The organism is Streptomyces sp. AC555_RSS877 (genome assembly GCF_019049245.1).
Classification (GTDB): domain Bacteria; phylum Actinomycetota; class Actinomycetes; order Streptomycetales; family Streptomycetaceae; genus Streptomyces.
In genome coordinates, this window is sequence record NZ_JAGMUK010000074.1 from 26,919 (window position 1) to 48,544 (window position 21,626).

20 protein-coding genes and 1 pseudogene are annotated in these 21,626 nt (G+C 71.3%); 9 read left to right on the forward strand and 12 right to left on the reverse strand.

Annotated elements, in window-relative coordinates; all coding sequences use genetic code 11:
- Positions 1-20: 20 nt before the first annotated feature.
- The 10 genes from KUM49_RS30230 to KUM49_RS30275 form a co-directional block, all read right to left on the reverse strand.
- The gene (locus KUM49_RS30230; RefSeq protein WP_217240146.1) at positions 21-485 is read right to left on the reverse strand and encodes an SHOCT domain-containing protein; all 465 of its coding nucleotides are present in this window, start codon (positions 483-485) and stop codon (positions 21-23) included.
- A 146-nt stretch (positions 486-631) separates the two neighbouring features.
- Positions 632-1,495, reverse strand: a complete 864-nt coding sequence (locus KUM49_RS30235; protein ID WP_217240147.1) for a YhjD/YihY/BrkB family envelope integrity protein — start codon at positions 1,493-1,495, stop codon at positions 632-634.
- 3 nt (positions 1,496-1,498) lie between these two features.
- Positions 1,499-2,848, reverse strand: a complete 1,350-nt coding sequence (locus tag KUM49_RS30240; protein WP_217240148.1) for a hypothetical protein — start codon at positions 2,846-2,848, stop codon at positions 1,499-1,501.
- Between the two features lie 119 nt (positions 2,849-2,967).
- Complete coding sequence (locus tag KUM49_RS30245) at positions 2,968-3,627, reverse strand: HdeD family acid-resistance protein (protein WP_217240149.1); 660 nt, start codon at positions 3,625-3,627, stop codon at positions 2,968-2,970.
- Positions 3,628-4,223: 596 nt separating this feature from the next.
- The gene (locus tag KUM49_RS30250) at positions 4,224-4,421 is read right to left on the reverse strand and encodes a hypothetical protein (RefSeq protein ID WP_069925412.1); all 198 of its coding nucleotides are present in this window, start codon (positions 4,419-4,421) and stop codon (positions 4,224-4,226) included.
- Between the two features lie 162 nt (positions 4,422-4,583).
- Entirely contained in the window at positions 4,584-5,117 is a 534-nt protein-coding gene (locus KUM49_RS30255; protein WP_217240150.1) for a hypothetical protein, read from the reverse strand.
- Positions 5,118-5,135: 18 nt separating this feature from the next.
- Complete coding sequence (locus KUM49_RS30260; RefSeq protein WP_217240151.1) at positions 5,136-6,764, reverse strand: MFS transporter; 1,629 nt, start codon at positions 6,762-6,764, stop codon at positions 5,136-5,138.
- 191 nt (positions 6,765-6,955) lie between these two features.
- Positions 6,956-9,652: a LuxR C-terminal-related transcriptional regulator gene (locus tag KUM49_RS30265; RefSeq protein ID WP_217240152.1), complete on the reverse strand. Its 2,697-nt coding sequence runs from the start codon at positions 9,650-9,652 to the stop codon at positions 6,956-6,958.
- 213 nt (positions 9,653-9,865) lie between these two features.
- Positions 9,866-11,302, reverse strand: coding sequence for a DUF2252 domain-containing protein (locus KUM49_RS30270; RefSeq protein ID WP_217240153.1), 1,437 nt, complete (start codon positions 11,300-11,302; stop codon positions 9,866-9,868).
- 141 nt (positions 11,303-11,443) lie between these two features.
- Positions 11,444-11,770, reverse strand: a complete 327-nt coding sequence (locus KUM49_RS30275) for a carboxymuconolactone decarboxylase family protein (protein WP_217240154.1) — start codon at positions 11,768-11,770, stop codon at positions 11,444-11,446.
- 357 nt (positions 11,771-12,127) lie between these two features.
- On the opposite strand from KUM49_RS30275, the gene KUM49_RS30280 reads away from it, so the two are divergent.
- Both KUM49_RS30280 and KUM49_RS30285 read left to right on the forward strand, forming a co-directional pair.
- Positions 12,128-12,283, forward strand: a complete 156-nt coding sequence (locus KUM49_RS30280; protein ID WP_217240155.1) for a hypothetical protein — start codon at positions 12,128-12,130, stop codon at positions 12,281-12,283.
- Between the two features lie 81 nt (positions 12,284-12,364).
- Positions 12,365-12,733 carry an amphi-Trp domain-containing protein gene (locus tag KUM49_RS30285; RefSeq protein ID WP_217240156.1) on the forward strand — a complete coding sequence of 123 codons (369 nt, stop codon included), beginning with the start codon at positions 12,365-12,367 and terminating at the stop codon, positions 12,731-12,733.
- 255 nt (positions 12,734-12,988) lie between these two features.
- On the opposite strand, the gene KUM49_RS30290 is transcribed toward KUM49_RS30285, so the two are convergent.
- Complete coding sequence (locus tag KUM49_RS30290) at positions 12,989-14,290, reverse strand: MFS transporter (protein ID WP_217240157.1); 1,302 nt, start codon at positions 14,288-14,290, stop codon at positions 12,989-12,991.
- A 97-nt stretch (positions 14,291-14,387) separates the two neighbouring features.
- Here KUM49_RS30290 and KUM49_RS30295 point away from each other — a divergent pair, with 97 nt between their 5' ends.
- The 6 genes from KUM49_RS30295 (at position 14,388) to KUM49_RS30320 (ending at position 19,607) form a co-directional block, all read left to right on the forward strand.
- Positions 14,388-14,768: a helix-turn-helix transcriptional regulator gene (locus KUM49_RS30295; protein ID WP_217240158.1), complete on the forward strand. Its 381-nt coding sequence runs from the start codon at positions 14,388-14,390 to the stop codon at positions 14,766-14,768.
- A 587-nt stretch (positions 14,769-15,355) separates the two neighbouring features.
- Positions 15,356-16,261, forward strand: coding sequence for an NADP-dependent oxidoreductase (locus tag KUM49_RS30300; protein ID WP_217240159.1), 906 nt, complete (start codon positions 15,356-15,358; stop codon positions 16,259-16,261).
- A gap of 89 nt (positions 16,262-16,350) precedes the next feature.
- Complete coding sequence (locus tag KUM49_RS30305) at positions 16,351-17,412, forward strand: alkene reductase (RefSeq protein WP_217240160.1); 1,062 nt, start codon at positions 16,351-16,353, stop codon at positions 17,410-17,412.
- 11 nt (positions 17,413-17,423) lie between these two features.
- Positions 17,424-17,903, forward strand: coding sequence for a MarR family winged helix-turn-helix transcriptional regulator (locus tag KUM49_RS30310; RefSeq protein WP_217240161.1), 480 nt, complete (start codon positions 17,424-17,426; stop codon positions 17,901-17,903).
- 234 nt (positions 17,904-18,137) lie between these two features.
- Positions 18,138-19,049, forward strand: coding sequence for an SDR family oxidoreductase (locus KUM49_RS30315; protein ID WP_217240162.1), 912 nt, complete (start codon positions 18,138-18,140; stop codon positions 19,047-19,049).
- 192 nt (positions 19,050-19,241) lie between these two features.
- The gene (locus KUM49_RS30320) at positions 19,242-19,607 is read left to right on the forward strand and encodes a VOC family protein (RefSeq protein ID WP_254402015.1); all 366 of its coding nucleotides are present in this window, start codon (positions 19,242-19,244) and stop codon (positions 19,605-19,607) included.
- 118 nt (positions 19,608-19,725) lie between these two features.
- Here the strand turns inward: KUM49_RS30320 and KUM49_RS48740 are convergent.
- Positions 19,726-20,292 (reverse strand): annotated as a pseudogene (locus KUM49_RS48740) (beta-galactosidase); the annotation flags it as partial.
- Positions 20,293-20,527: 235 nt separating this feature from the next.
- Between KUM49_RS48740 and KUM49_RS30330 the strand changes: the two are divergent.
- The gene (locus KUM49_RS30330; RefSeq protein ID WP_217240164.1) at positions 20,528-21,439 is read left to right on the forward strand and encodes a MerR family transcriptional regulator; all 912 of its coding nucleotides are present in this window, start codon (positions 20,528-20,530) and stop codon (positions 21,437-21,439) included.
- The last annotated feature ends 187 nt before the right edge of the window (positions 21,440-21,626 follow it).

The following is a 21,626-nucleotide window of genomic DNA, read 5'->3' on the forward strand; positions in this document are numbered from 1 at the left end:
GGTGGGGGCACGCGGGATGCTCAGCGACCGGGAGTGCGGGCGGTGGAGCCGGCGTGTTCCGCCGGGCCATGGCCGGTCAGGACCAGTTCCTTCGCCCTGCGGAACTCCTCGTCCGTGATGTCGCCGCGGGCGCGAATTTCGGACAGCTTGCTGAGTTCGTCGGCGCTGCTGGGTCGGCCGGCGCCTGCGGCCTCCTTGATGTGGGCGTCGAATGCTTCCTGCTGTGCCCGGGCCTGCGCTATTTCCCTGCGGCCCATGTTCTTGCCGCGGGCGATCACGTAGACGAAGACGCCCAGGAAGGGCAGCACGATGGTGAGCACCAGCCAGCCTGCTTTCGCCCACCCGCTCATCTCGTCGTCGCGGAAGATGTCGACGACGATGCGGAAGAGCAGGACGAACCACATGATCCACAGGAAGAACAGGAGCATGCTCCAGAAGACGCTCAGCAAGGGGTAGTCGTACGCCAAATACGTCTGCGCGCTCATGTCTTTTCTCCGTTCCGGGCGCTCGCCCGGCCGCCGTTGCGTGCTGGTTTCAGCGTGGACACGGTCAGGGGCGGACGGCCTCACCCGACGCGGGTGAACCTGGGGGCGGCCCGGCACTCGACGGACACGCTCCCGTGGGGCAGCAATCAGGGCTCGGCCCGCGTACGGCGGGGGACGGCGGCGGTCCGGTACCAGTCGGAGGAGGCCACGTACTGGCCGAGGGCGAGGCCCGAGACGGCCACCAGGAACACGGCGATCAACCAGGACAGGAACGTGAAAACGGGCCCCAGCAAACCGAACTCCTGCAGGCTGCGCTCCATGGCCGTAGGCACGAACAGGCCGGCGGCCCAGCTCAGCACGACGGTGCCCGTGCCCGCCAGCAGGGCTCCCGGCAGCAGGTCCCGCCAGCCGATCCTGCCGCCCAGCAGCAGATGCTGGGACCACCACCACAGCAGGGTCGCCGACAGCAAGGACAGAATCCCTCCGATCACCACGCTGCCGCCGAACCCGCTGCGCAGCGGTGCCTGGACCAGAAGGACACCCAGCCAGACGAGCAGCCAGAGCAGCCAGCGCCAGACCGCGGCCCGCACCGGTGCCCGGGGCAGGTGCCAGCACCGCTCGCAGACCGCTTGAAGCGCCCGGCTGAAGGCCGTGGCGGACACGAGAGTCACCACCACGCCCACAGCTCCGGAGGCGTCCCGTGGTGTGCCGGTGGCGGCAAAGGCACGGCGTACCTCGTCGAGCGTGTCACCGCGCACTCCCAGCACCGCACGGAGGGAGTCGGCCAACAGATCCTGCACCCCTCGGGGGGCGAACGCCGCGACGGTCATCAGCAGCGGGAGCGCGGTGATGAAGGCCTGCGCGGCCAGCCTGACGGAGCCCTCCACGACGTTGAGCGCCGAAAGACGGGGCAGCAGCCGGGCCACCGGACCGGCCCGCAGGCTCGCCCGGACCCGCTCCACCGCCGTGTGCCTGCGGGACGCCGGGGCGGGGCCGTGGGTCCTTGCCATGGCTCACGGTGCCGCCGCTCGGTCCTCGTGCCCGGCGGTCGGGCCCGCGGCGGCAGCGAGGGCCGCCACCACGATCAGGACGGCCACGGCGATGCCCAGAACGAGCGCCACCGCTCCGACCGAGGGGTGGTTCCAGAGCAGCAGAGCCAGCGCTCCGGCCGCGATGACGCCGCCGGTGGTCCATGCCCGGTGGTCCGCCAGCCAGCGTCCGGTGGACCCGGTGTGCACTCCGAGGCGCCGCAGGCCCTGGCCGGCGGCCGTTGTGCCCCTGTTCGTCGCCGTGCGGACGGCGCGGGCGGGACGGCCGGGACCGTACAGATAGGCGACCAGTGCCGTGATCACCGAGACGACCAGCAGGGTGCGCGTGCTGTCGCGCAGGAACCGGACGAACGTGTCGTAGATCGCCGCGGCCGCGTCGGTGGGCAGTGCCGTGGACGGGACCGAGTCCAGATAGACCCGTCGGACCACGGCCAGCGCGACGAGCAGCACCACCATCATCACGCCGACACCCGTCGCGGTGATCATCAGCATCACCCGGTGCGCCGGAGCGGTCCACACGGCGAGCGCGGCGAGTACGACGGTCAGGACGGGCAGCCAGGTGCCGAGGATGTCCAGCAGCCGCATGGTGTCCTGCGCCTTGCCCAGTTCCTCGGTGTGGAACAGCGTGATGGTCCGGTCGGTGTCCGGGATGGCGGCGGCCTTGTCGAAGCCCGCGTCGACGAGCCGCTCCCGTACCTCGTTGACGACCTCTCCCACGTCCAGTTGGACGGTGTCGCCCTCGGCGCGCACGGCACCCTCGCGCTCTCCGGTGAGCATGTTCACCACCGCGGCGTGCGACCGCCGGTTGGCGCCCTCCCACACCTGCTGGAAGGCGTCGCTGGTGATCACGCGGGTCACGGTGCGGTCCACGACGGACCTGACCGCGCTGCGCAGCGGACCCTCGAGAGACTCGGCCCCCTCCACGACGCGGGGTGGTGCCCCGGCGTCCCGGAGGACCCTGGTGAGCGAGTCCGTCACCGCTTTGACGTCCACGTTGGCCACCACACGGTCCGTGAGCCGGTTGATCACCACCTCCTGAACGGGCGGCTCGGACGCCAGCGGCGCGACGGTCTCCACGTACCGGTCGGTGTCGGAGACCGTGTCCTGAACCCAGGCCGCGACCACGGCCAGGGGCGCGAGCAGCAGGGCCAGCAGGAGGAGGACCGAGGCGCCGGCCCTGCGTACCCGCCGGTGGCGCACCGCCGCGTGACGGCGCAGTCGCTCGTATTCCGCTCGCTCCTCGGCGGTCATGGCGTGCTTCTGGTGTGAGGTTCCGCCGGAGTCCGGCGAATCCGGTGTCGCGGCCGGGTTCATGGGTGCTCCCTTCCTTGTGCGCCGCTCAGGCCGTGACGGTCGCCGCGCGGGATGACGTTGGGGGAGGCGATCACGGGTCCGGTGTGTCCGGCGCGCCCGCCGGAGGGGCGGGTGCGGTGTCAGGCCGTCTCGGCGGAGGGCCGCGGCTCCGTGGGGTGCGTCTTTCGAAGCGCGGCCCGCCACGCGAGGGCGACCACCGCCTCACCCAGGCCGAGCAGGACGAGCCACAGGCCGAGCAGCCGGGTCAGGGCACGGGCCGACTCGGCCGGCAGCGCGAGCACCACGATCCCCGCGACGATGCCGAGCACCGCGATGCCCAGGACGACGCCCCGGTGCGGCAGGTCCTCGGCGGCGAGGGCCGTGTAGAGGGTGAGGATGCCGGACACCAGCCAGACGATCCCGACGATGAGTGAGAGCGCGTTGATCGTCTGCAGCGGGTTCCGCAGGCACAGCACTCCGGCGAGGACGTACAGCACGGCCAGGAGCAGGCCCGGGAGCCGTTCGTGCCCCGCCCGCGCGAAGACGTCCACGAACCGGAAGGCCCCGCCCACCAGCAGGTGCAGGCCGATGAGGACGGCCACGACGTGCAGGGTCGCCTCCGGCCAGACCAGTACCAGGACACCCAGCACCAGCGTCGCGACGGCCGAGCCCAGGAGCCAGGTCCAGGAACGGCCGAGCCGCCCAAGTGCCTGTGCGGGGTCGGCCGTCGGGCCGGGGGCCGCTCCGTCGGGCTCGTGTTCCTGTCCGGTGCGCGATGCCGGACCACGCGGCATGGTCATGGCTCCTCCTCGCGTGATCGAGCGGTCGTTTCCGGATCGCCGACGGGGCGGTGTGTGAGGGGGCGGTGTGCGGGGACCTGACCGCTCCAGGGTTACGCCTGTCACCCGGTGCCGGGGTCACCCACCACGGGTGACCTCCGGCGACGTGGCCGTGGCGGTGCGGCGGGCATCTCGCGCATCCCGCGGTGCCCGTCCCTTCGGCCTTCCGGCCGGACAGAACGAAGAGGCTCTGTTCCGTGCGCCGACTGTGGACGGGAAGGCATCGCTCGCCCGGCTCTCCCTCTCGGCCGGCTGTGCGGGGTGTCCCGGCCGCGTGCCCACGCCCGCTCGGGCGATCCCGTCGCCCTCGCCACCTGTCTGGGCGGCAGCGACCGCCTCGACCGCGCGGTCGCTGCCCGTTCGCCCCGTCTCACGCCGACCAGAGACAGCTGAGCTACGAGGCCCGGGCGCGGGAAGCCGCATGCCGCTCCGGCCGGATCAAGGGCGGCGCGGCGGGCGCTGGGGCTCCCCCGGCCACCACGCGAAGCCGTCCGGCACCGCGCACCGTCCGGCACGCGCCCCGCACACCGCCCCGCCCCGCACACCGCCCGTTCCCGTCACTCCGGCAGCTGCCGCATCTCCATGACACGCAGTCCCAGTGACTGGCAGCGTGCCAGCAGCCCGTACAGGTGTGCTTCGTCCACGACGGGGCCGAACAGGACGGTCTGGCCGGACATCACCACATGGCCCAGCTCAGGGAAGGCCTTGGCCAGCGTTTCCGACAGGTGTCCCTCGACTCGGATCTCGTAGCGCACGAGCTGTCCTCCCGTGGGCTGCCTGGGACAGGCGGACGGCACTGCTCCTACGATCGTGCGCTCCCGTGTCCCTTCGGGCCTCACCCGGTACAGGTGACCCGTGGCCCGGTCGCGGACCGCGCGGACCGCGCGGACCGCACGACCGCACGGACCAAGGCGTTCTCAGTGCGTCAGAACGATCTTGAAGGAGATGATCAGCAGGCCGAGCACCAGGTTGACCGACGCGGTGGCGGCCACGAGCCGCCGGGAAGCACCGGCGCGGTGTGCCGCGGCCACGGACCAGCCGATCTGTCCGGCCACGGCGACGAAGAGGGCCAGCCACAGGGCACCTCGCACGTCCAGGCCCAGGAGCGGGCTGACGGCCACCGCGGCGGCCGGCGGGAGAGCGGCGTTGACGATCGGCCATTCGTCACGGCACACCTGGAGCACCACCCGGCGGTCCGGGGTCTGCTGCGCCAGACGCGCCCCGAACAGCTGGGCATGCACGTGCGCGATCCAGAACACCACGCCGGTGAGCAACAGCAGCAGCACCAGTTCGGTGCGGGGGAACGAGCCCAAGGAGCCTGAGCCGATCACCACGGAGGCCGCGAGCATGGATCCGTAGACGCCGCCCGTGTAGTCCTCGCGGCCCCGCTGCTCGGCGCGGCGCCCCCTGCGGGCCGTGGTCGGTCCGGTCCTGGTTCGGCTCCTGGACACCGGTGACTCCCTCTCGAATCAGCGCTTCGATCCGGTCGCACTGGCCGGAGCATCGGCGTCCTGCTGTCGCGGACGGCCGTCCCGGCCGGTCGGCAGGTGTGGAGTGACCAGGAAACTGGCGAGGGCGATGCCGCCGGTGGCCAGGATCGCCGCCTTGAGGCCGTCCAGCTGTGCGGAGGCGTAGGAGTCGGCGACGGCCTCGACCTCGGACGGCGGCAGCCCGGCACGCTGCGCCGCCGAGCGCACCTGATCGGTGGTGACGAAGGCGACCCCGGCCTGGAGAGCGACACCGACCTGCTCACGGGTCTCCTCGGACAGCTGCGGGTTGTCGTCCACCTGCGAGGTGAAGGCGTGCGCCAGCGCGCCGATGAGGATCGACCCGATGAGCGCGGTGCCCAGCGCCGAGCCCAGGTTCTGTGCCGTGAACTGGAGCCCTCCGGCCTCACTGCGTTCCTCCTCCCCGACGCTGGACTGGACGACGTTGCCCAGCTGCGAGGCGAGCAGGCCGACACCTACGCCCAGCAGAGCCATGGCTCCGGCGAACTGCGCGTCGTCGATGACCGGGTCGATGGTGGCCAGCAGCCACACGATGGCCGCCGTCAGGGTCACCAGGGCCAGCCGGACCACCCGGCGCGGCCCCATCACCCGACCCAGCAGCGACCCGCACAGCGAGGTCACGAGCATGGTGACGGACACCGGCAGCAGGCGCAGCCCCGTCTCGAAGGCGTCGAACCCCTGGACCACCTGCAAGTACAGCGGGATGGTGAAGAACAGCCCCAGCAGGATGAGGTTCTGGCTCAGCAGCGTCATCAGGCCGGACCGCAGCACCGGCCTGCCCAGCAGGGACAGGTGCACGAGCGGGTCGGTCCGCCGGTCCTCCCGCCGTCGCTCCCACCACCGGAAGACGGCCAGGACGGCGCCCCCCAAGCCGACGACGAACAGCGTCGGGGCGAAGCCGAAGACGGTGAAGGGAGGGTTGCGTGGCTGCACCCATCCCCAGGTGCTGCTCTGCAGCACCCCGAGCACGCCCAGTCCCAGTCCTGCCGCCGAGAGCACGGCACCGACGCCGTCCAGCCGGGGGCGCGGGCCGGTCCGGGGGGAATCCACGATCACCCGGCGGCACAGCAGGACGGCCACGACGACCACGACCTCGCCGGCGAAGACCAGCCGCCAGGTGAGGTACGTCGTCACCCAGCCGCCCAGCAGCGGGCCGACCGCGATCCCGGCGCCGGCGAGCCCGCCGATGACCGCGTAGGCGATGGCCCGGTCCTTCCCGCGGTAGGCCTCCGCGACGAGGGCGGCCATGGCCGGCAGCACCATGGCGGCGCCCAGTCCCTCGATGACGGACCAGCCCAGTGTGAGGACCCACAGCGTGGGTGCCACGGCGGTCAGGGCCGACCCCACGCCGTAGACGGTCAGCCCCAGGAGGAACATGCGGCGGCGCCCCAGGATGTCCCCGAACCTGCCGCCGATGATCATGAACGCCGCCATGACCAGCGCGTACAGCGTGATCACGGCCTGGATGGCGGTGACCTCCGTGTCGAAGTCCTCGACCAGCTGACTGATGGACACGTTCATGACCGAGGTGTCCAGAACCATGAGGAACTGGGCCGTACCGAGGACGATCAGAGCCCGCCAGTGCTTCACGCTGTTCTCCTCGCCAAGTCGGCCGGTACGTCGGCGGAGCCGGCCGAGCAGTGGCCTGCACACGCCCCGCCGCTCTTGCCCATCGCATCCGAAGTACGCGCCTCGTGCCTCACCCGCCACGGGGGAGCGGCGGCGCCCCGTGATGTCCGGCAGGTGGGAGCACGAGGGTCGCCCCTCTCACCTACGCGTGTTCACAGCAGTCGGAGGTCGCGCGCGCGGCGCACCGCGTCGCCTCGCCGGTTCACCGCCAGCTTCCGGTAGACGCTCTTGAGATGGGTCTTCACCGTGTTCACCGACACGTAGAGGTCGGCGGCGACCTCCTCCGTCGACATCATCCGGGCCAGCCGCTCCAGGACGTCGCGCTCGCGCCCGCTCAGCTCCACCGCGACGAGCGGCGGGGACAGCGACTCCGGCCGAGGTCGCTCCCCGTGTCGCGAAGGGCCGGGCTTGAGCCAGCCCGCTGCCAGCTCGTGGAGCGGAGGCGTGGCCAGGAGGGGCCGGATCCACGCTCCCGCATCGAGGAACGGACGCCGCAGCCGCTCCCGCCGAGCGTCGAGGAGTGCATGCGCCACGAGCTTGCGGGCGGTGGCGGTGTCTCCTGCCCCCTCCGCGGCCTGAGCCCTCACCAGCGCTGCCCGCACGGTCACCGCCGGCCCGGGCCGGCCCTCGGTGCGGATGCTGTCGAGCAGGTCGATGGCCGCCCCGGCACGGCCTGCGGCCACCTGGATCGCCGCGGCCTCCACGGCGCACACCGGCTGGTCGCCGGACACGCCCTGGAGCAGCTCGGCGGCTTCGTCCGGCCGTCCTTCGGCCAGGCGGGCGGCAGAGGCGAAGAGTGTTTCGTAGCCTGCCGCCCAGGGGGAGGCCACGGCGGCGGCGACGGCCGGGCCCGCCGCCTCGACGGCGGCTCGTGCCTTGCCCCTGACCGACAGGAGGCGAGCTGTGGCGAGGGCTCGTCCCGCCGCCACCACCGGATCACGCGGTCCCGAGGAGAACCGGGCCGTCTCGTCGAGGAGGGCTTGGGCCCGGTCCAGTTCATGGCGGTCGACCGCCACGGCGGCCAGGACCAGCTGCCCGATGCCGGAGCCGGACGGCTGTGGCCGGCCGACCCCCTCCGCCTCGGGCACCGCTGCCAGGGCCTCGCGCTCCGCCCGGCCGAGCCAGCCGTTCAGATAGTCGAGCAGGGCCAGGTGCTCCATCGACTCCTCACGGGGCAGCACGGTGGAGGTCCCGCCGGGAGCGTCGGCCGCCGCGGTCAGGGCGGCACGCGCGTCCTCGAAACGTCCGGCCCACAGACGGGCCGAGCCCAGATGGGTCAGCAGGAGAGCAGTGAGTTCGGGATGCTTGTCCAGGAGATGTGCCGGGACCTCCTGCGACAGTTCAGCGGCCCTTTCAGCGGCCCTTTCGGCCCGTGGGGGACATCCGGTCAGCCGGGCGGCCAGTGCCTCGAGCAGCGCACAGCTCAGCTGGACGGTCGCCGGCCCGGGCGCGTCGTCGGCCAGCCGCTCCCGGGCGCGGCGCAGGTGGGCCAGTCCACGGTCGAGGTCGTGGCGGGACAGGTCGCGGGCCGCGCGCACGAGATCCGCCGCGGGACTCGTGGCCTCGGGCCCCATGGGGGAGAACAACTCGGTCAGGTCACCTGAGCGCAGCCCGGTGAAGAGCTGTCCGATCGCCAGGTCGTCGACGAGGGCACCGGCGGCGAAATCCCAGTCGCCCGCGGCGGCGCCGTGGACGAGTGTCTCCCGCAGGAATCCGGAACGGCGCAGCCACCGCGCGGCCAGTCGGTGGAGTTCCGGCTCCAGGCCGGGCAGGCGCTCGCGCAGGTGGGCCCGGAGTATCTCCCCGAACAGCGGGTGGAGCTGGTACCACGAGTGCCCGAGGTGCTCGACGAACGCGTTGTCGCGGTGCAGCCCGGCGAGAATGGGCTCGGCATCGGTCCGGAGGGTCAGCTCGTTGGCCAGATCGGGACAGAAACGCTTGAGGACGCTGACCCGCAGCAGGAGGCCCTGGGTCTCCTCCGGCTGTCCCTTGAGCACCTCGGCCAGCAGGAAGTCCGCGACCGTACTGCGGTCCGCCTCGAACTCCTTCAGGTAGCGCTCCGGGTCGGCGCTCTCCAGAGCGGCCAGGGCGGACAGGCGCAATCCGGCGGCCCACCCCCGAGTACGGTCCACCAGGGCGCCCGCGGCCTGGACCGGCAGGCTCAGACCGTGCAGCTCAAGGAGTGCGACGGCCTCCTCGGAGGTGAACGCCAGCTCGGCGGCGCGGATCTCCGTCAGCTCGCCGGCCGCCCGGTAACGGTGCAGCGGCAGCAGCGGTTCGGTGCGGGTGACGAGAACGAGGCGCAGGCCACGCCCCGCGTGCTGCAGGACGAAACCCAGCTGTTCTGTGACCTCTGGATCGGTGATGCGGTCGTACTCGTCGAGTACGAGGATCACGGGCCGGTCGCGATCGTTCAGTTCGGCGGCGAGCGTTGCCAGCAGCCTTTGGTCCACCCCGGTCGCGTCCGCGGGGACCCCGACCGCGTCCGATGCCGGTGCACCGCAGGCGCGCAGGGCCTGAAGGACGTAGGCCCAGAACACCCCGGGGTGCCGGTCCCCCGCTTCGACGGTGAGCCAGGCGACCGGTGGCGGCAGTCCGGCGGCCCAGTCGGCGGCGAGCAGGGTTTTGCCGGCCCCGGCTGCCCCGTTGACCAGTGTCAACGGAGTCCCGAGAGCCTGGTCGAGGTGGTCGACGAGCCGCTGCCGCCGCAGGAACGTGGCGGGCCTCGACGGGAGGGCGAACCGGGTGCGCAGGAAGGGGTCTCCCTGGGGATCGGCGCACGGAACATCCGGAATCGTCGGAACGGCTGGCCCTTGGGCGTTCTCGTTGATCTCGGCCACGGCGCTCATCACCCCTGTCCGCCAGGGTCACGTCACGGGCGGCGCTCCCTCCACCAGCATCCCAGCCTCTCCGCCACGGCGCGCGGCACACCGAGCCACTGGCGCGCTCACCAGCCCTTACGCTCCTGCCGCCGGGCTCCTCGTGCCAGGCGCCGGCGAGGACGCCCAGCGGTTCGCACACGACGAGGCACGTTCGGGGCGAGCCGGGTGTCCCCTGCCGGGTCAGGCTGCCGGCAGCTCCTCCGCGGGGAGCCGGCCCGCGCGCACCGCGTCGACCAGGGCCTGGTGGTCACGCTCGTTCTGGTCGGCGTATGCCTCCGCGAAGGTGGCGAGTGCGCGGTCGAACGAGTCGCCGCCGCCCAGGTACGCGGCCATCGCGATGCGGTCGCCGGACCGCGCGTGCGCACGAGCCAGAGTGACCCCGCACAGTTCGCCGAACGCCTGCATGTCCTTCGGCCGCATCCGCTCCGGCATGGCGATGCCCTTCCAGTCGCGCAGCTGGCGGACGTAGAAGTCGCGCTGCTTGCCGTCGATCCCGTCCACCCGCTCCCAGCCGAGGAAGATGTCACTCGAAGCCTGCATCAACCGCTGGCCCGAGACCACGCGCTCGCCCTGGTTGGGGTAACGGCTGGTGCCGACGTGTGCCGCGAGCACGGAGGCGTCGGCTTCCTTGGCCTGGAGGAAGAGCGGGTCGCGGTCGTCCCGGCCGAGCAGGAGAAAGATCCAGCAGCGGGTGCCGACGCTGCCGACGCCGACCACCTTGCGGGCGACATCGGCCAGACGGTAGTCCGCCAGGAGCGTGCGCCGGTCGGAAGCGAGAGTGCGGCTGTACCGCTCGATCAGCCCGTGGAACCGGTGCTCCAGCGCGCTGCGCTCGACGTCCGGCAGCAGGTCGCCGGCCGGGACGAGCAGCGGGGGATCCGCCGCGATCCTGGGCAGGCCGTCGACCGTCTCGGTGAGCTTGTCGAAAGCCTGGAGGCTGTCGCGGGTGCGGGCCTTGGCCATGGCGCGGGCCAGGTTCTTCTGACCGCGCTTCGTTCCCTGGAGCCGGCTCGCGACCAGGGACTCGAGGAGGTCCGCGTCGATCTTCGCGTACCAGACGTCGAGGTTGCCCATGCCCGCGAAGCGGATCATCGCCTCGCGGTACGAACGGACCGTCGAGCTCACGATGCGGGAGCGCTCGGCGTCATCGAAGCCGTTCGCCCGGCCCGCGATGACCAGACTCGCCGACAGTCGCTTGACGTCCCACTCCCACGGCCCCGGCAGCGTCTCGTCGAAGTCGTTGATGTCGAACACCAACCGCCGCTCCGGTGAGGCGAGCAGGCGGAAGTTCAGCAGGTGCGCGTCGCCGCACAGTTGCGCCCTGAGTCCCGAGGCCGGGCTGCCGGCCAGGTCGGACGCCATGATCGCGGCGGCGCCCCGGTAGAAGCGGAACGGGGACTCCATCATCCGGCCGTAGCGGATCGGGACGAGTTCGGGCACCCGCGCCGCGGACTGCGCCTCCAGGATCGCCAGCGGGTCCGGCCGGTCGGGAGACGGCCCGTACACGGCGTGATCCGACCGCGGCGAGCGGCGCCGTGCCTCCTTGCCGAGAGCCGCGCGCTCCTCGGGCGTGGTGTGTGGCGACGCGCGCATGGCCGTGGTCGCCTTCTGGGACATCACAGGCGCTCCTGCCCGATCCTGCGACCATGGGACGCCCGCCACAGAACACGTCGGACCCGTCGGACCCGACGGGCAGTTCGTTGGCCTTCTGTCCGATGTCGGCCGCGCGGATCATCGGTGCGGGGTGGGCGGCTGCTCTCAGCCCTGGGCTTCGATCTCGGCATCGGCGACGGCGATGGCGATGCCGAACGCCGTGGCGATGTTGCCCGCCGCCGTCATGACGCGGGCGGTGCCCACGATGGGTGCGATGGCGACCAGGACGTCCTGCAGCTGTTCGGCGGTCAGGCCGGCGTTGAGGGCGGGGTCGATATGGGCCGCGTAGGAGATGGGCGGGGCGTCCGAGGCGGCGAGTGCCGCGATGCGCGTGAGGATGAGCATGTCCGGGGCCAGCCCGCACCGCTCGATCGAGTCGACCGTCATGGCGGCGAGGGTGTCCAGGACAGGGGTGTCGGATGCAGTGGACATGGCGTATGGCCTCCTGGTGACTTTCGAGTCCGAGGGACATATGGGGGGGAGGAGCCGAGGTACGCGAGTGTGGGGCCCCTCAACCGTAGAACCCATTCCGGCCTCGCGCATGGCGCGCTCATGGTTCGCCGTGCCATGGCGGCGGGCGTGAAGCGGCCGACAGGGTCAGGGTTGTACAGATGGCGTGCGACCTGCTCATCGAGAACCGCCGATCGGGCACCCCGACGTGCGCAGCGGACCCGGGAGGACGAGATTGGAGGTAGCCCGACCGGCCGGACGTGAACGCGCGGTTGTGCGGGCCGTTCGACACGAAGGAGCCGGTGATGGCCAGTCCGGTGAGGCTGGATCCATCCGGTCATGGGCGTGGTCGTCGGCCTCGCCGGTGCCGTCCTGGTCCAGGGCGCCGCCTGGGCCGGGGCCGTCGGCTTGGGGCTGGTCGGCCTGGCCATGCTCGCGATCAACGCCTCCGTGATCTGGGCACTGTGCACCGCGCCAACTCCGACAAGGCGATGAATCCGTCAAAGCGATGAAGCAGGGGATGGTCCCGGGCTGCGGGCCCGCGAGGACGGCCGTCTCCGGATCGGAGAGACACCCATGAAAGACCTCAAGTTCGAGCAGAAGCGCTCGTTGTCACGCTTTGAGGCGGCTGACCAGCTCACGGCACTCGCGGCCGCGCTGAGGGAGGGCGGGGAGGCCGAGCTGGAACTCGGCCCCGGAACGCTGAGCCTGCAGATCCCCGACGACCTTCGTGGCGAGATGGAGGTCGAGATCGGTGACGGGGAGATCGAGTTGGAGATCGAGTTCAAGTGGCCGACCGCGTCGACCCGGCCAGCGCCCGCGCGGGGGGCCGCAGACACGGAGGAGGACACCAGGCACAAGAACGTGCCCACGAAGTCAGAACGCAGCGGTACGAGCACCAGCAGGAGCAAGGGCGCGAAGCGGTCCGTCGCGAAGAAGCCCTGAGTCGTGCCGGGGACCTTGGAGATCTGCTCAGGTGTCGCGTCACGCCGGCTCCGGGGCGAAGACCGCCGTGCCGGTCGACGACAGCCCATGAGTGCCTGGGTGCCCGCCGGCCCCGGGCTGCCACCGTGGTGCACTGCCTGAAGCGTGCGCCGCAGCGGACCGCACCGCACTCCGAGCAGGAAGGCCGACCGGCGACGCGTCGGGCAGCACACCTTTGATCCGTGGTCGGCATGCGGGTCGGCCGTCGGGCCCGACTCACGGATTGCCGCATCCGGCGCCGGACCGCGTCAGACGGGCTCCGGCCACCCGGCGCCGACCGGCGACGACCACGAGGCCGCCCATGACCGCGACGCTCATCAGGGCGGTGGCGAAGACGGTCGCTCCAGTGGTCAGCCCCACCGCGTCGCTGAGGTACCCGGCCGACACCGGCAGGATGCCCGCCGGAACGTAACCGCCCACGTTGAGCGCTGCGTTGGCCTCGGCCAGCCGCTGCGGCGGAACCGTGGAATTGAGCAGGGACAGGCCGCCGAGCTGGCCCATGCCCTGGCCGGCGCCGGCCAGCAACGCGGAGGCGATGAGTACCGGGACCGAGGACATGTGCACGGCGATGATGAGCGTCACCATGCCGACGGTGGTGCTGACCGCCCCAGCGGTCAGGATCGTGCGCCGCCGCAGCTTCTGGACCGCGAACTGCACGCCCGTGGCGGAGAGGAACATGACGAACGCCATGGCCCCGGCGACGATCCGGCTGGTGGTGCCGAGCAGGCCGGACAGCAGAGAGGGACCGAGCGAGAGCACGAACGAGGTCGCGGTGATGCCGGGCGCGAACACGGCGATGCCCAGGACCAGTTGCCTGCCGGTGCCGTCCGGTACACCGGGTACCCGTACCCAGGCGCCGTTCGAGCGCGTCGCGGGCCGCCGTACGGGCATGCGCAGCACGGCGAGGATCGCGGTGGCCAGCAGGACGATCTCGACGACGAAGACGGTGACGGTCGGCCCGGGCAGCGTCTCGGAAAGGAGGCCCGCGAGCAGCGGGCCCAGCCCGGCCCCGAAGACCATCGCGCACGAGGCGAGCAGGGCGGCGAGCCGCTTGCGGTCCTGGCCTGCCACATCTGTCACGGCGGCCATGCCCGCTGTAACGACAGCGCCCACGGCGACACCGGTGAACAGCCGGGCCACGACGAGCGCGGCCACCGTTGACGCGGTCGTGAAGATCACGCACGCCGCCACGGCGAGGGCGAGCGCGGGCAGCAGGACGGGCTTACGCCCGAGCCGGTCGGACACCACCCCGGAGACGAGCAGGGAACCGAGCAGCCCGACGATGTAGCAGGCGAAGATCACGGTCAGGGTGCCCTTGGAGAACCCGATGTCGCGCTGCCACAGCACATACAGGGGGGTTGCCGCGTTGGACAGGATGAAGACCGCGGTCACCGGCCACGCGGCCAGCCACACCCACCAGGTGGGAGCCGCGGAGGTGCTCACCTCCGGCCGTTCACTCGCTGCGGGCCGCTGCTGTTCGCCCACTGTCTTCACTGGCACCGTACGACTCTCCGACATGGTCGCTCCCTCCGGGGCGTTCAGTACGAGTTGAGTCGAACTTAACAGGCAGTACGATTGAAGTCGTACAGAGGGTTCGGGTTATGGGGAGCTGTATATGTCGTCGACGGTGCGTCCGACGCCGGTGATCAAGGTGCTGCCGGAGCCCACGGGGCTGCCCGAGCCGCTGCCCGAGCCGGCAGTCGAGGACCTGCGCCTGGAGGCGGTGCTGGGTGCGCTGAGCGATCCTCTGCGTCTTGGCGTCGTGCGCAAACTCCTTCTGGAATCGGAGCGGTTCGACCATCCCTGCGGCTGGTTCGGCCTCGACCGCCCCAAGTCCTCCCTCACCCACCACTTCAAGGCCCTGCGCGTGGCTGGCATCACCCGCCAGCGCCAATACGGCCTGGAACGCCGTAGTCACGTCCGAGTCGACGACCTCAATGCGCGTTTCCCCGGCCTTCTGGATCTGGTGGCGGCGTGGACTCCGGACTCACAGTGAGCTGACGTGGAGGGGTGCGGGGGTGTGGGCGCGGTCCGCGACGGCGTAGCGGGGTGCCCGTGTCCGTCCTCCCGGCGAGCGCGTCGGCTCGCTCCAAGGTCAATCTCGGTGACGTGACGGCTGAGAGACGGGCTCAGATCGGCGAGGCTGTCGCCGTCGTGCGCCGCAGCCGGAGCGTGATGCTGGGCATGCCGCGCATCGGCCGGCCTCTGCCCGACGTGCACACCACGGGGTCCGTATGGGCGGGGTCATAGCGGACGGGCCGCCGCATCGACGGTGAGCGCCGCGCCGTCGGTGAGGACCGCGCCGTCGGTGAGCGCCGCCGCCACCGCGATTTGTCCGCCCCCACCCATACCGCCGGACGGCGACCCTCTGATCCTCGGGTCCGGGGTGGGGTCTCCTCGGCCGGCATGGGGCTTTGAGGGGTGGTGAGGGACCGGCGCGACTGGTGCACGGAGCAGGCGGGCTGACCGGGACCGATCTTGAGCGGGCCTCACGGAAACCAATAGTTGGCTAGCCACATGTTTGCTGCTACCTTACTTATGTGTCCAGCCACCTAAATGGGTGGGGGCACGAGAGGAGTCGTCATGAAAGCCATCCTGTTCGACCGTTTCGGAGGCACGGAAGTGCTCCGCGAGGCGGACATCGAGGTCCCGCAGCCCGGCCCCGGGCAGATCCGCGTCCGCGTCAAGGCGGCCGGGCTGAACGCGCTGGACGGCAAGATCCGTTCCGGGGCCCTGGAGGCCGTGTTCCCCACTGCGTTCCCCTCCGTCCCCGGTGGCGAGCTCGCCGGCGTGGTGGACGCCCTCGGTGAGGGCGTGCAGGACGTGCAGGTGGGTGACGAGGTGCTGGGCTGGTCGGACAGCGGCTCGTACGCCCAGTACGCGCTGGCCACCACCGTGGCCCCCAAGCCCGCCGGCCTCGACTGGCAGCACGCGGTCGCGCTGCCGGTGGCGGGCGCGACGGCCGAGCGGGTCCTGAACCTGCTCGGCGTCACCGCCGGTGAGACCGTCCTGATGCACGGCGCGGCCGGATCGGTCGGCACCCTGGCGGTCCAGCTCGCCACGGCCCGTGGAGCGCGTGTCATCGCCACCGCCGGCCCCGCGAACCAGGACTACCTCACCTCGCTCGGCGCCACCGCGACCCTCTACGGCGAGGGCCTGGTCGAGCGGGTCCGGGCACTGGCCCCCGACGGGGTGGACGCGGTGTTCGACGTGGCCGGGAAGGGGGCCCTGGAGGACTCCATCACCCTGCGCGGCGGCACCGAGCGCATCGTCACCATCGCCGACTTCAGCGCGTACCAGCTCGGCATCACCTTCTCCAGCAGTCCCCGGGAACGCTCCGCTGTCGACCTGACCACGCTGGCCCAGGACGCCGCGACCGGCAAGGTCGTCACCACCGTCACCGCCTACCCGCTCGCCGAGGCCGCCACGGCGCAGCAGGTCAGCGACGCCGGGCATGTCCGGGGAAAGCTCGTCCTCACGCTCGACTGACCACGCCCGCCACACCTTCCGCCACACCCTCTCGCTCTCCCCATCACCACCTGTTCGCCACCTGTCATCACCGCACCGAAGGACCATTCATGCTGAACTCCCTGTGGACATCGACCACCGTCGGGGACATCTCCCTCCCGCACCGCCTGGTCATGGCCCCCATGACCCGTGACCGCTCCACCCCCGAAGGCGTACCGACCGAGCTGAACGCCGAGTACTACGCCCAACGGGCCTCGCACGCGCTCGTGATCACCGAGGGAACCCAGCCCTCCGCCGACGGCCAGGGCTACCTGCTCACCCCCGGCATCCACAATGACGAGCAGATCGCCGGGTGGCGCAAGGTCACCGACGCCGTGCACGCGGCCGACGGCCGCATCGTCATCCAGCTGATGCACACCGGACGCATCGCCCACCCCGACAACACCCCCCACGGTCGCCAGCCGGTCGCCCCCTCGGCGATCCGGCCGGAGGGCGCGATGTTCACCGCGTCCGGGCCCCAGGAGATGCCGACACCCCGTGCTCTGTCGACGCAGGAGGCCGCGGCGACCGTCGACGACTTCCGCCGCGCGGCAGCGGCCGCCGTCGCGGCAGGCGCCGACGGTGTGGAGATCCACGGCGCCAACGGTTACCTGCTGCACCAGTTCCTGTCCGACAACACCAACCGGCGGACCGATGGCTACGGCGGCTCGATCGAGGGCCGTATCCGCTTCGCCGTCGAGGTCGCCACCGCCGTGGCCGAGGAGATCGGCGCCGGCCGCACCGGTATCCGTATCTCTCCCGGCAACCCCTTCAACGACATCGCCGAGTCCGACACCGCCGAGCTGTATCCGGCGCTGGTGCGCGCCCTCAGCCCGCTCGGTCTCGCCTACCTCCACGTGATGCACGCGGGTGACGACGCGCTGCTGGGCACCCTGCGCGCGCTGTGGCCGACCACGCTGATCCTCAACCGGGGCGGCACCGACCTGCCCACCCGCGCCAAGGACATCGACAACGGCACGGCCGACCTCGTCTCAGTCGGCGCCCTCGCGCTCGCCAACCCGGACCTGGTCGAACGGCTACGCTCTGACGCGCCGCTGAACACCCCCGACCCGGCGACGTTCTACGGCGGCGGAGCGGCCGGCTACACCGACTACCCCACCCACACTGTTTGAGGAACCGCATCATGCCCGCCTCCACGCACAGCACCCCCTCTACGGCCGGCGAGGGTCCGATGAGCTACGCGATCTTCCAGCTCGCCCGCGCTCACCGCGCCCGCGCGGCCGCCATGCTCCGCGAGATGGACCTGCATCCCGGACAGGAACTGCTGCTGATGCAACTCCTGGACCAGGACGGCCAGACCCAGTCCGAGCTGCTCGAAAGCGTCGGCCTGGACCACTCCACCGTGTCCAAGTCCCTGCGCCGCATGCAGGACGCCGGCCTGCTCGTCCGCGAGCCGGCCGCACACGACCGGCGCGTCATGGTCGTCCACCTCACGGACAAGGGCCGTGCCATGCGCGAGCCCATCGCAGCCATGTGGCGGGCCCTGGAGGAGACCTCCGCGCGGAACCTGTCGGCGCAACAGGCAGAGGCATTCGTCAGCACCGCCTACGCCATCGCCGACGCGATCAACAGCCGCGCTCTGCCGCAAGAAGAGTCCGAGTAACTCCCCTCGGCCTGCACCCGGGTTCCTGCCTGGAGTGCCCATCGTTTCCGGCGTTTCTGCGAAGTGGACAGTGCTGCAGCGCACTCGGCTCACGCAGGCCCGAGCTGAACCGAGCCGGGTTCCTCGACTGCCGGAAGGAACCCGGCGAGCTGAGCTGGAGCATGCGGCGGAACCCGCCTACTCACTCCCATACGTCATCCCCCCACTACTGACCTGATGGAAAGTGAGACCCCCATGACGACCACCACCCTCCCCGTCCTCGTCGTCGGCGCGACCGGCTCCCTCGGCGGCAAGGTCGTCGACGAACTGCTGGGGCGCGGCAAGAACGTCCGCGCCCTGGTCCGGCCGACCACCGACGCGAGCAGGCTTGAAAAGCGGGGTGTCGAGATCGCCCGCGGCGACATGCTCGACCTCGACTCGCTCGTCGCCGCCATGAACGGTGTCGATGCCGTCATCACCACCGCAGCCGGCTACACCCGCGGCGGCAAGAACGCGAACGACATCGACACCGTCGGCAACGCCAACCTCGCCGAGGCCGCCCACCGCGCCGGCATCCGGCGGTTCGTCCTTACCAGCATCCTCACCAGCGACCAGACGCCGCATGTCCCGCACTTCTGGCACAAGAAGATCGCCGAGGACAAGCTCGAACAGCTCGGCGTCCCGTTCGTCGCCCTGCGCCCGGGGGCGTTCCTCGACCAGGTCGCGACCATGGCGGGCAATCCGATCGACAAGGGCCGACTGATATGGATGGCCAAGAGCACCGTCCCGCTGACCTGGGTCCATACCTCGGATCTCGCGGCCTACCTGGCGGCCGCCGTCGACGCCGAGGCCGACAACGGCGAGCGCATCGACATCGGCTGGGACCGTCCGGTCAGCATGCGCGAGGTGGCCGACCTGATGGGCAGCCGGGCCGGAAAGAAGATCAAGGTGTGGGCCATCCCCTCCGTCGTCGTCCGCGCCGCAGGAGCCGTCGTCGGCCGCTTCAACCCGGTGGTCAAGGACATGGCCGCGATGTTCGGCTGGTTCGACACCGGCCGCTACGTCGCCGACCCCCGCCGACAGGAGCAGCTGTTCGGCCCCGCCCCCACGGCCGAAGACGCCCTCGCCCGGTACACCGACGAACTGGGCACGGCGCAACACCGGTGACCGGCGGGCCCGGCGCAACTCGTCCGAGAACCGCAGACGTCCTCGCCATCCGGGATGGGCCTTGCCACCGCGACACACCCACCGCAACACCGACCGGTCAAGCCCTGCCGACTCAAGATGCTTCCGGAATGTCTCCGGGAGCCGCGGGCCTGCTCTGCGATCACTACAGTGGCATGCATGCACCGGTCACGAATGTACGCGCTGATCGTGGACGCTCCGGAGCCGGAAGCCTCGACAGCAGCCCGGTTCTGGTCGGCGGCTCTGGGCGTGCCCGCTCGAGTCGACTCGGCGGAGCCCCAGTTCACGTCGCTGGTCGGCGCTGTGGACGGACTGGCTACCGTGGTCCAGTCGGTTGCTGATACGCCGCGCATGCACATCGATATCGAAACCGACGACGTCGAGGCCGAAGTCGACCGCCTTATGGGGCTCGGTGCCACCGAGGTGTCTCGTTGGCTTCAGTGCCATGTGCTGCAGGCACCGGGCGGACACCTGCTGTGCGTCATTCCCGTCCACAGCGATCCGGACCTCTTCGCGGCGACCGCGCGGACCTGGGAGTGACCTGTCCGACGCTCGCTCGTCTGCTGCCCTGTGGAGGGCTGCCCGCCCGACACGCGGTGTCCGTGTCGGGCGGGCAGCTGTGGCCTTGGCGGCGTGCTACTTGATGCCGATCTCGGCCAGCTGCAGGCGGTACTTGGTGGCTTCGCCCGGTGTGGTCGATGAGGAACAGGAAGTCGGCCTCCGTGCCACGGCGCCGGACGACCTCGACTCCGGCGGGCACCTGGTGTTCGGGGGCGACGCCGGCGTCCTGGCGGATGCGGTGGAGCAGGGCGGCCAGGGTCTCCTGGTCGGGGTGGGTCGCCAGATACCAGGCGGTGCCGCTGCCCTATCCATGGCGAGTGACGGCAGGCAGGCCGGTCAACGGGCCGTCGGCGCAGGAGACGACCTTCAGGGCGCCGGTGAGCCGGACCCGTTCCGACCACAGGCCGGCCCTGGCACCCGGGGGTACTTCACCGGCCAGCCCCGTTGTCTCTCCCGGCAGCAGGGGGAAGAGCTCGTCGGCGACCACCCCGAGGACGTCGCGGAATGCGCCGGGATGGCCGCCGAGGCGTATGTGGCCGTTCTCGTCGACCATGCCGCTGTGGAAGCCGACGGCCAGCGTGCCCCCGCCTGCGGTGAAGGCGGTGAGGTTGTCCGCTGCCGCGTCCGTCACCAGGTACGGCGACGGGACGAGGACGAGTTGGTAGCGGTCTCGGCTTCTTCCGCAGAGCCTCCTGCCAGCGCGGGGTCGCAGGGCGACCCGTGTGTCAGGAGGCTCTGCGCCGCGATGCTGATGGCCCATCCGCCCACGGCCCCGGCGTTCGTGTTCCGGTTCGGCCCGGCGGGAGATCGGTGCACATCGGAGAAACGGCACCGGCTGACCCCGCTCGCGCGCCCGGGCGCTTGAGTCTCCAGCGACTGGAAGGTCCAAGATCTCGCCCATGGAAGACGAACGCCCCGACGTGCTCACCATCGGCCAGCTCGCGCGCCGGACCGGACTTTCGGTGCGGACCCTGCGCTTCTGGTCCGACGAGGGAGCGGTGCCGCCCGTGGCCCGCTCCGCAAGCGGCTACCGGCTGTACGACGCCGCCTCCGTGGCCCGCGTCGAACTGGTCCGCACCCTGCGGGAGCTGGGCCTCGGGCTCGACGACGTGTGCCGTGTCCTGAGCGGCCGCACCACGGTCGCCGAGGCCGCCGACGCGCACGTGGCCGCGCTCGACGCGCAGATCCGCTCCCTCAAGGTGAGCCGGGCCGTCCTGTCGACCGTGGCGAAACGTGGTTCGACCGCTGAGGAGACAGCACTGATGAACCGGTTGGCGCGGCTGTCCGCCGCCGAACGCAAGCAGATCATCGACGAGTTCAAGGAGGAGGTGTTCGGCGGTCTCCCCGTCGAGCCGCGCCTGCGTGACCGCCTGCGCACCTACGGCATCGAACTGCCCGACGACCCCACACCCGAGCAGGTCGACGCCTGGATCGAACTGGCCGAGCTGGTGCGGGACCCCGGTTTCCGCGCCCGGATGCGCACCATGCTGGAGCTGAGCACCCCCGTCCCCGGCCAGAGTCGTCCCCCCGGGGCTTCCATCTGGTGGGCCAGGCAAGCCGTGCAGACCGTCGCAGAGGTCAGAAAGCGCGGGATCGCCCCTGAGGGACCGGCCGCGGCCGAAGTACTGTCCGAGCTGTTCGGCGACGCCGATCGGGCCGCCGTGCTGTTGTGCCTGGAGGCCGGGATCGGGGCAGGGGCGGAACGCTACCGCAGGCTCGTCGCCCGCGTGCGCGGACAGTATGCGTCCCCCGACGCGACCGAGGAGCTGGAGTGGCTGGCGCGAGCCCTGCGGGCCGCCGATCAAGCCTGACCGGACGTGCCGACCTGCCTGGCCTTCGGCTTCGAGACCCTCGGGTCGTCGGAGGGCGTTGCGTCGACAACCGTCAACACCCTGCTCCCAGGCAGCGATGCGCGGCGGGCACGACCAGGCCGGCTTGCCGTTGGCGCCGGCGAAGCGCGGCGGCGCCGACGCGCACGGGCCCGGCGAGGGTACTCGC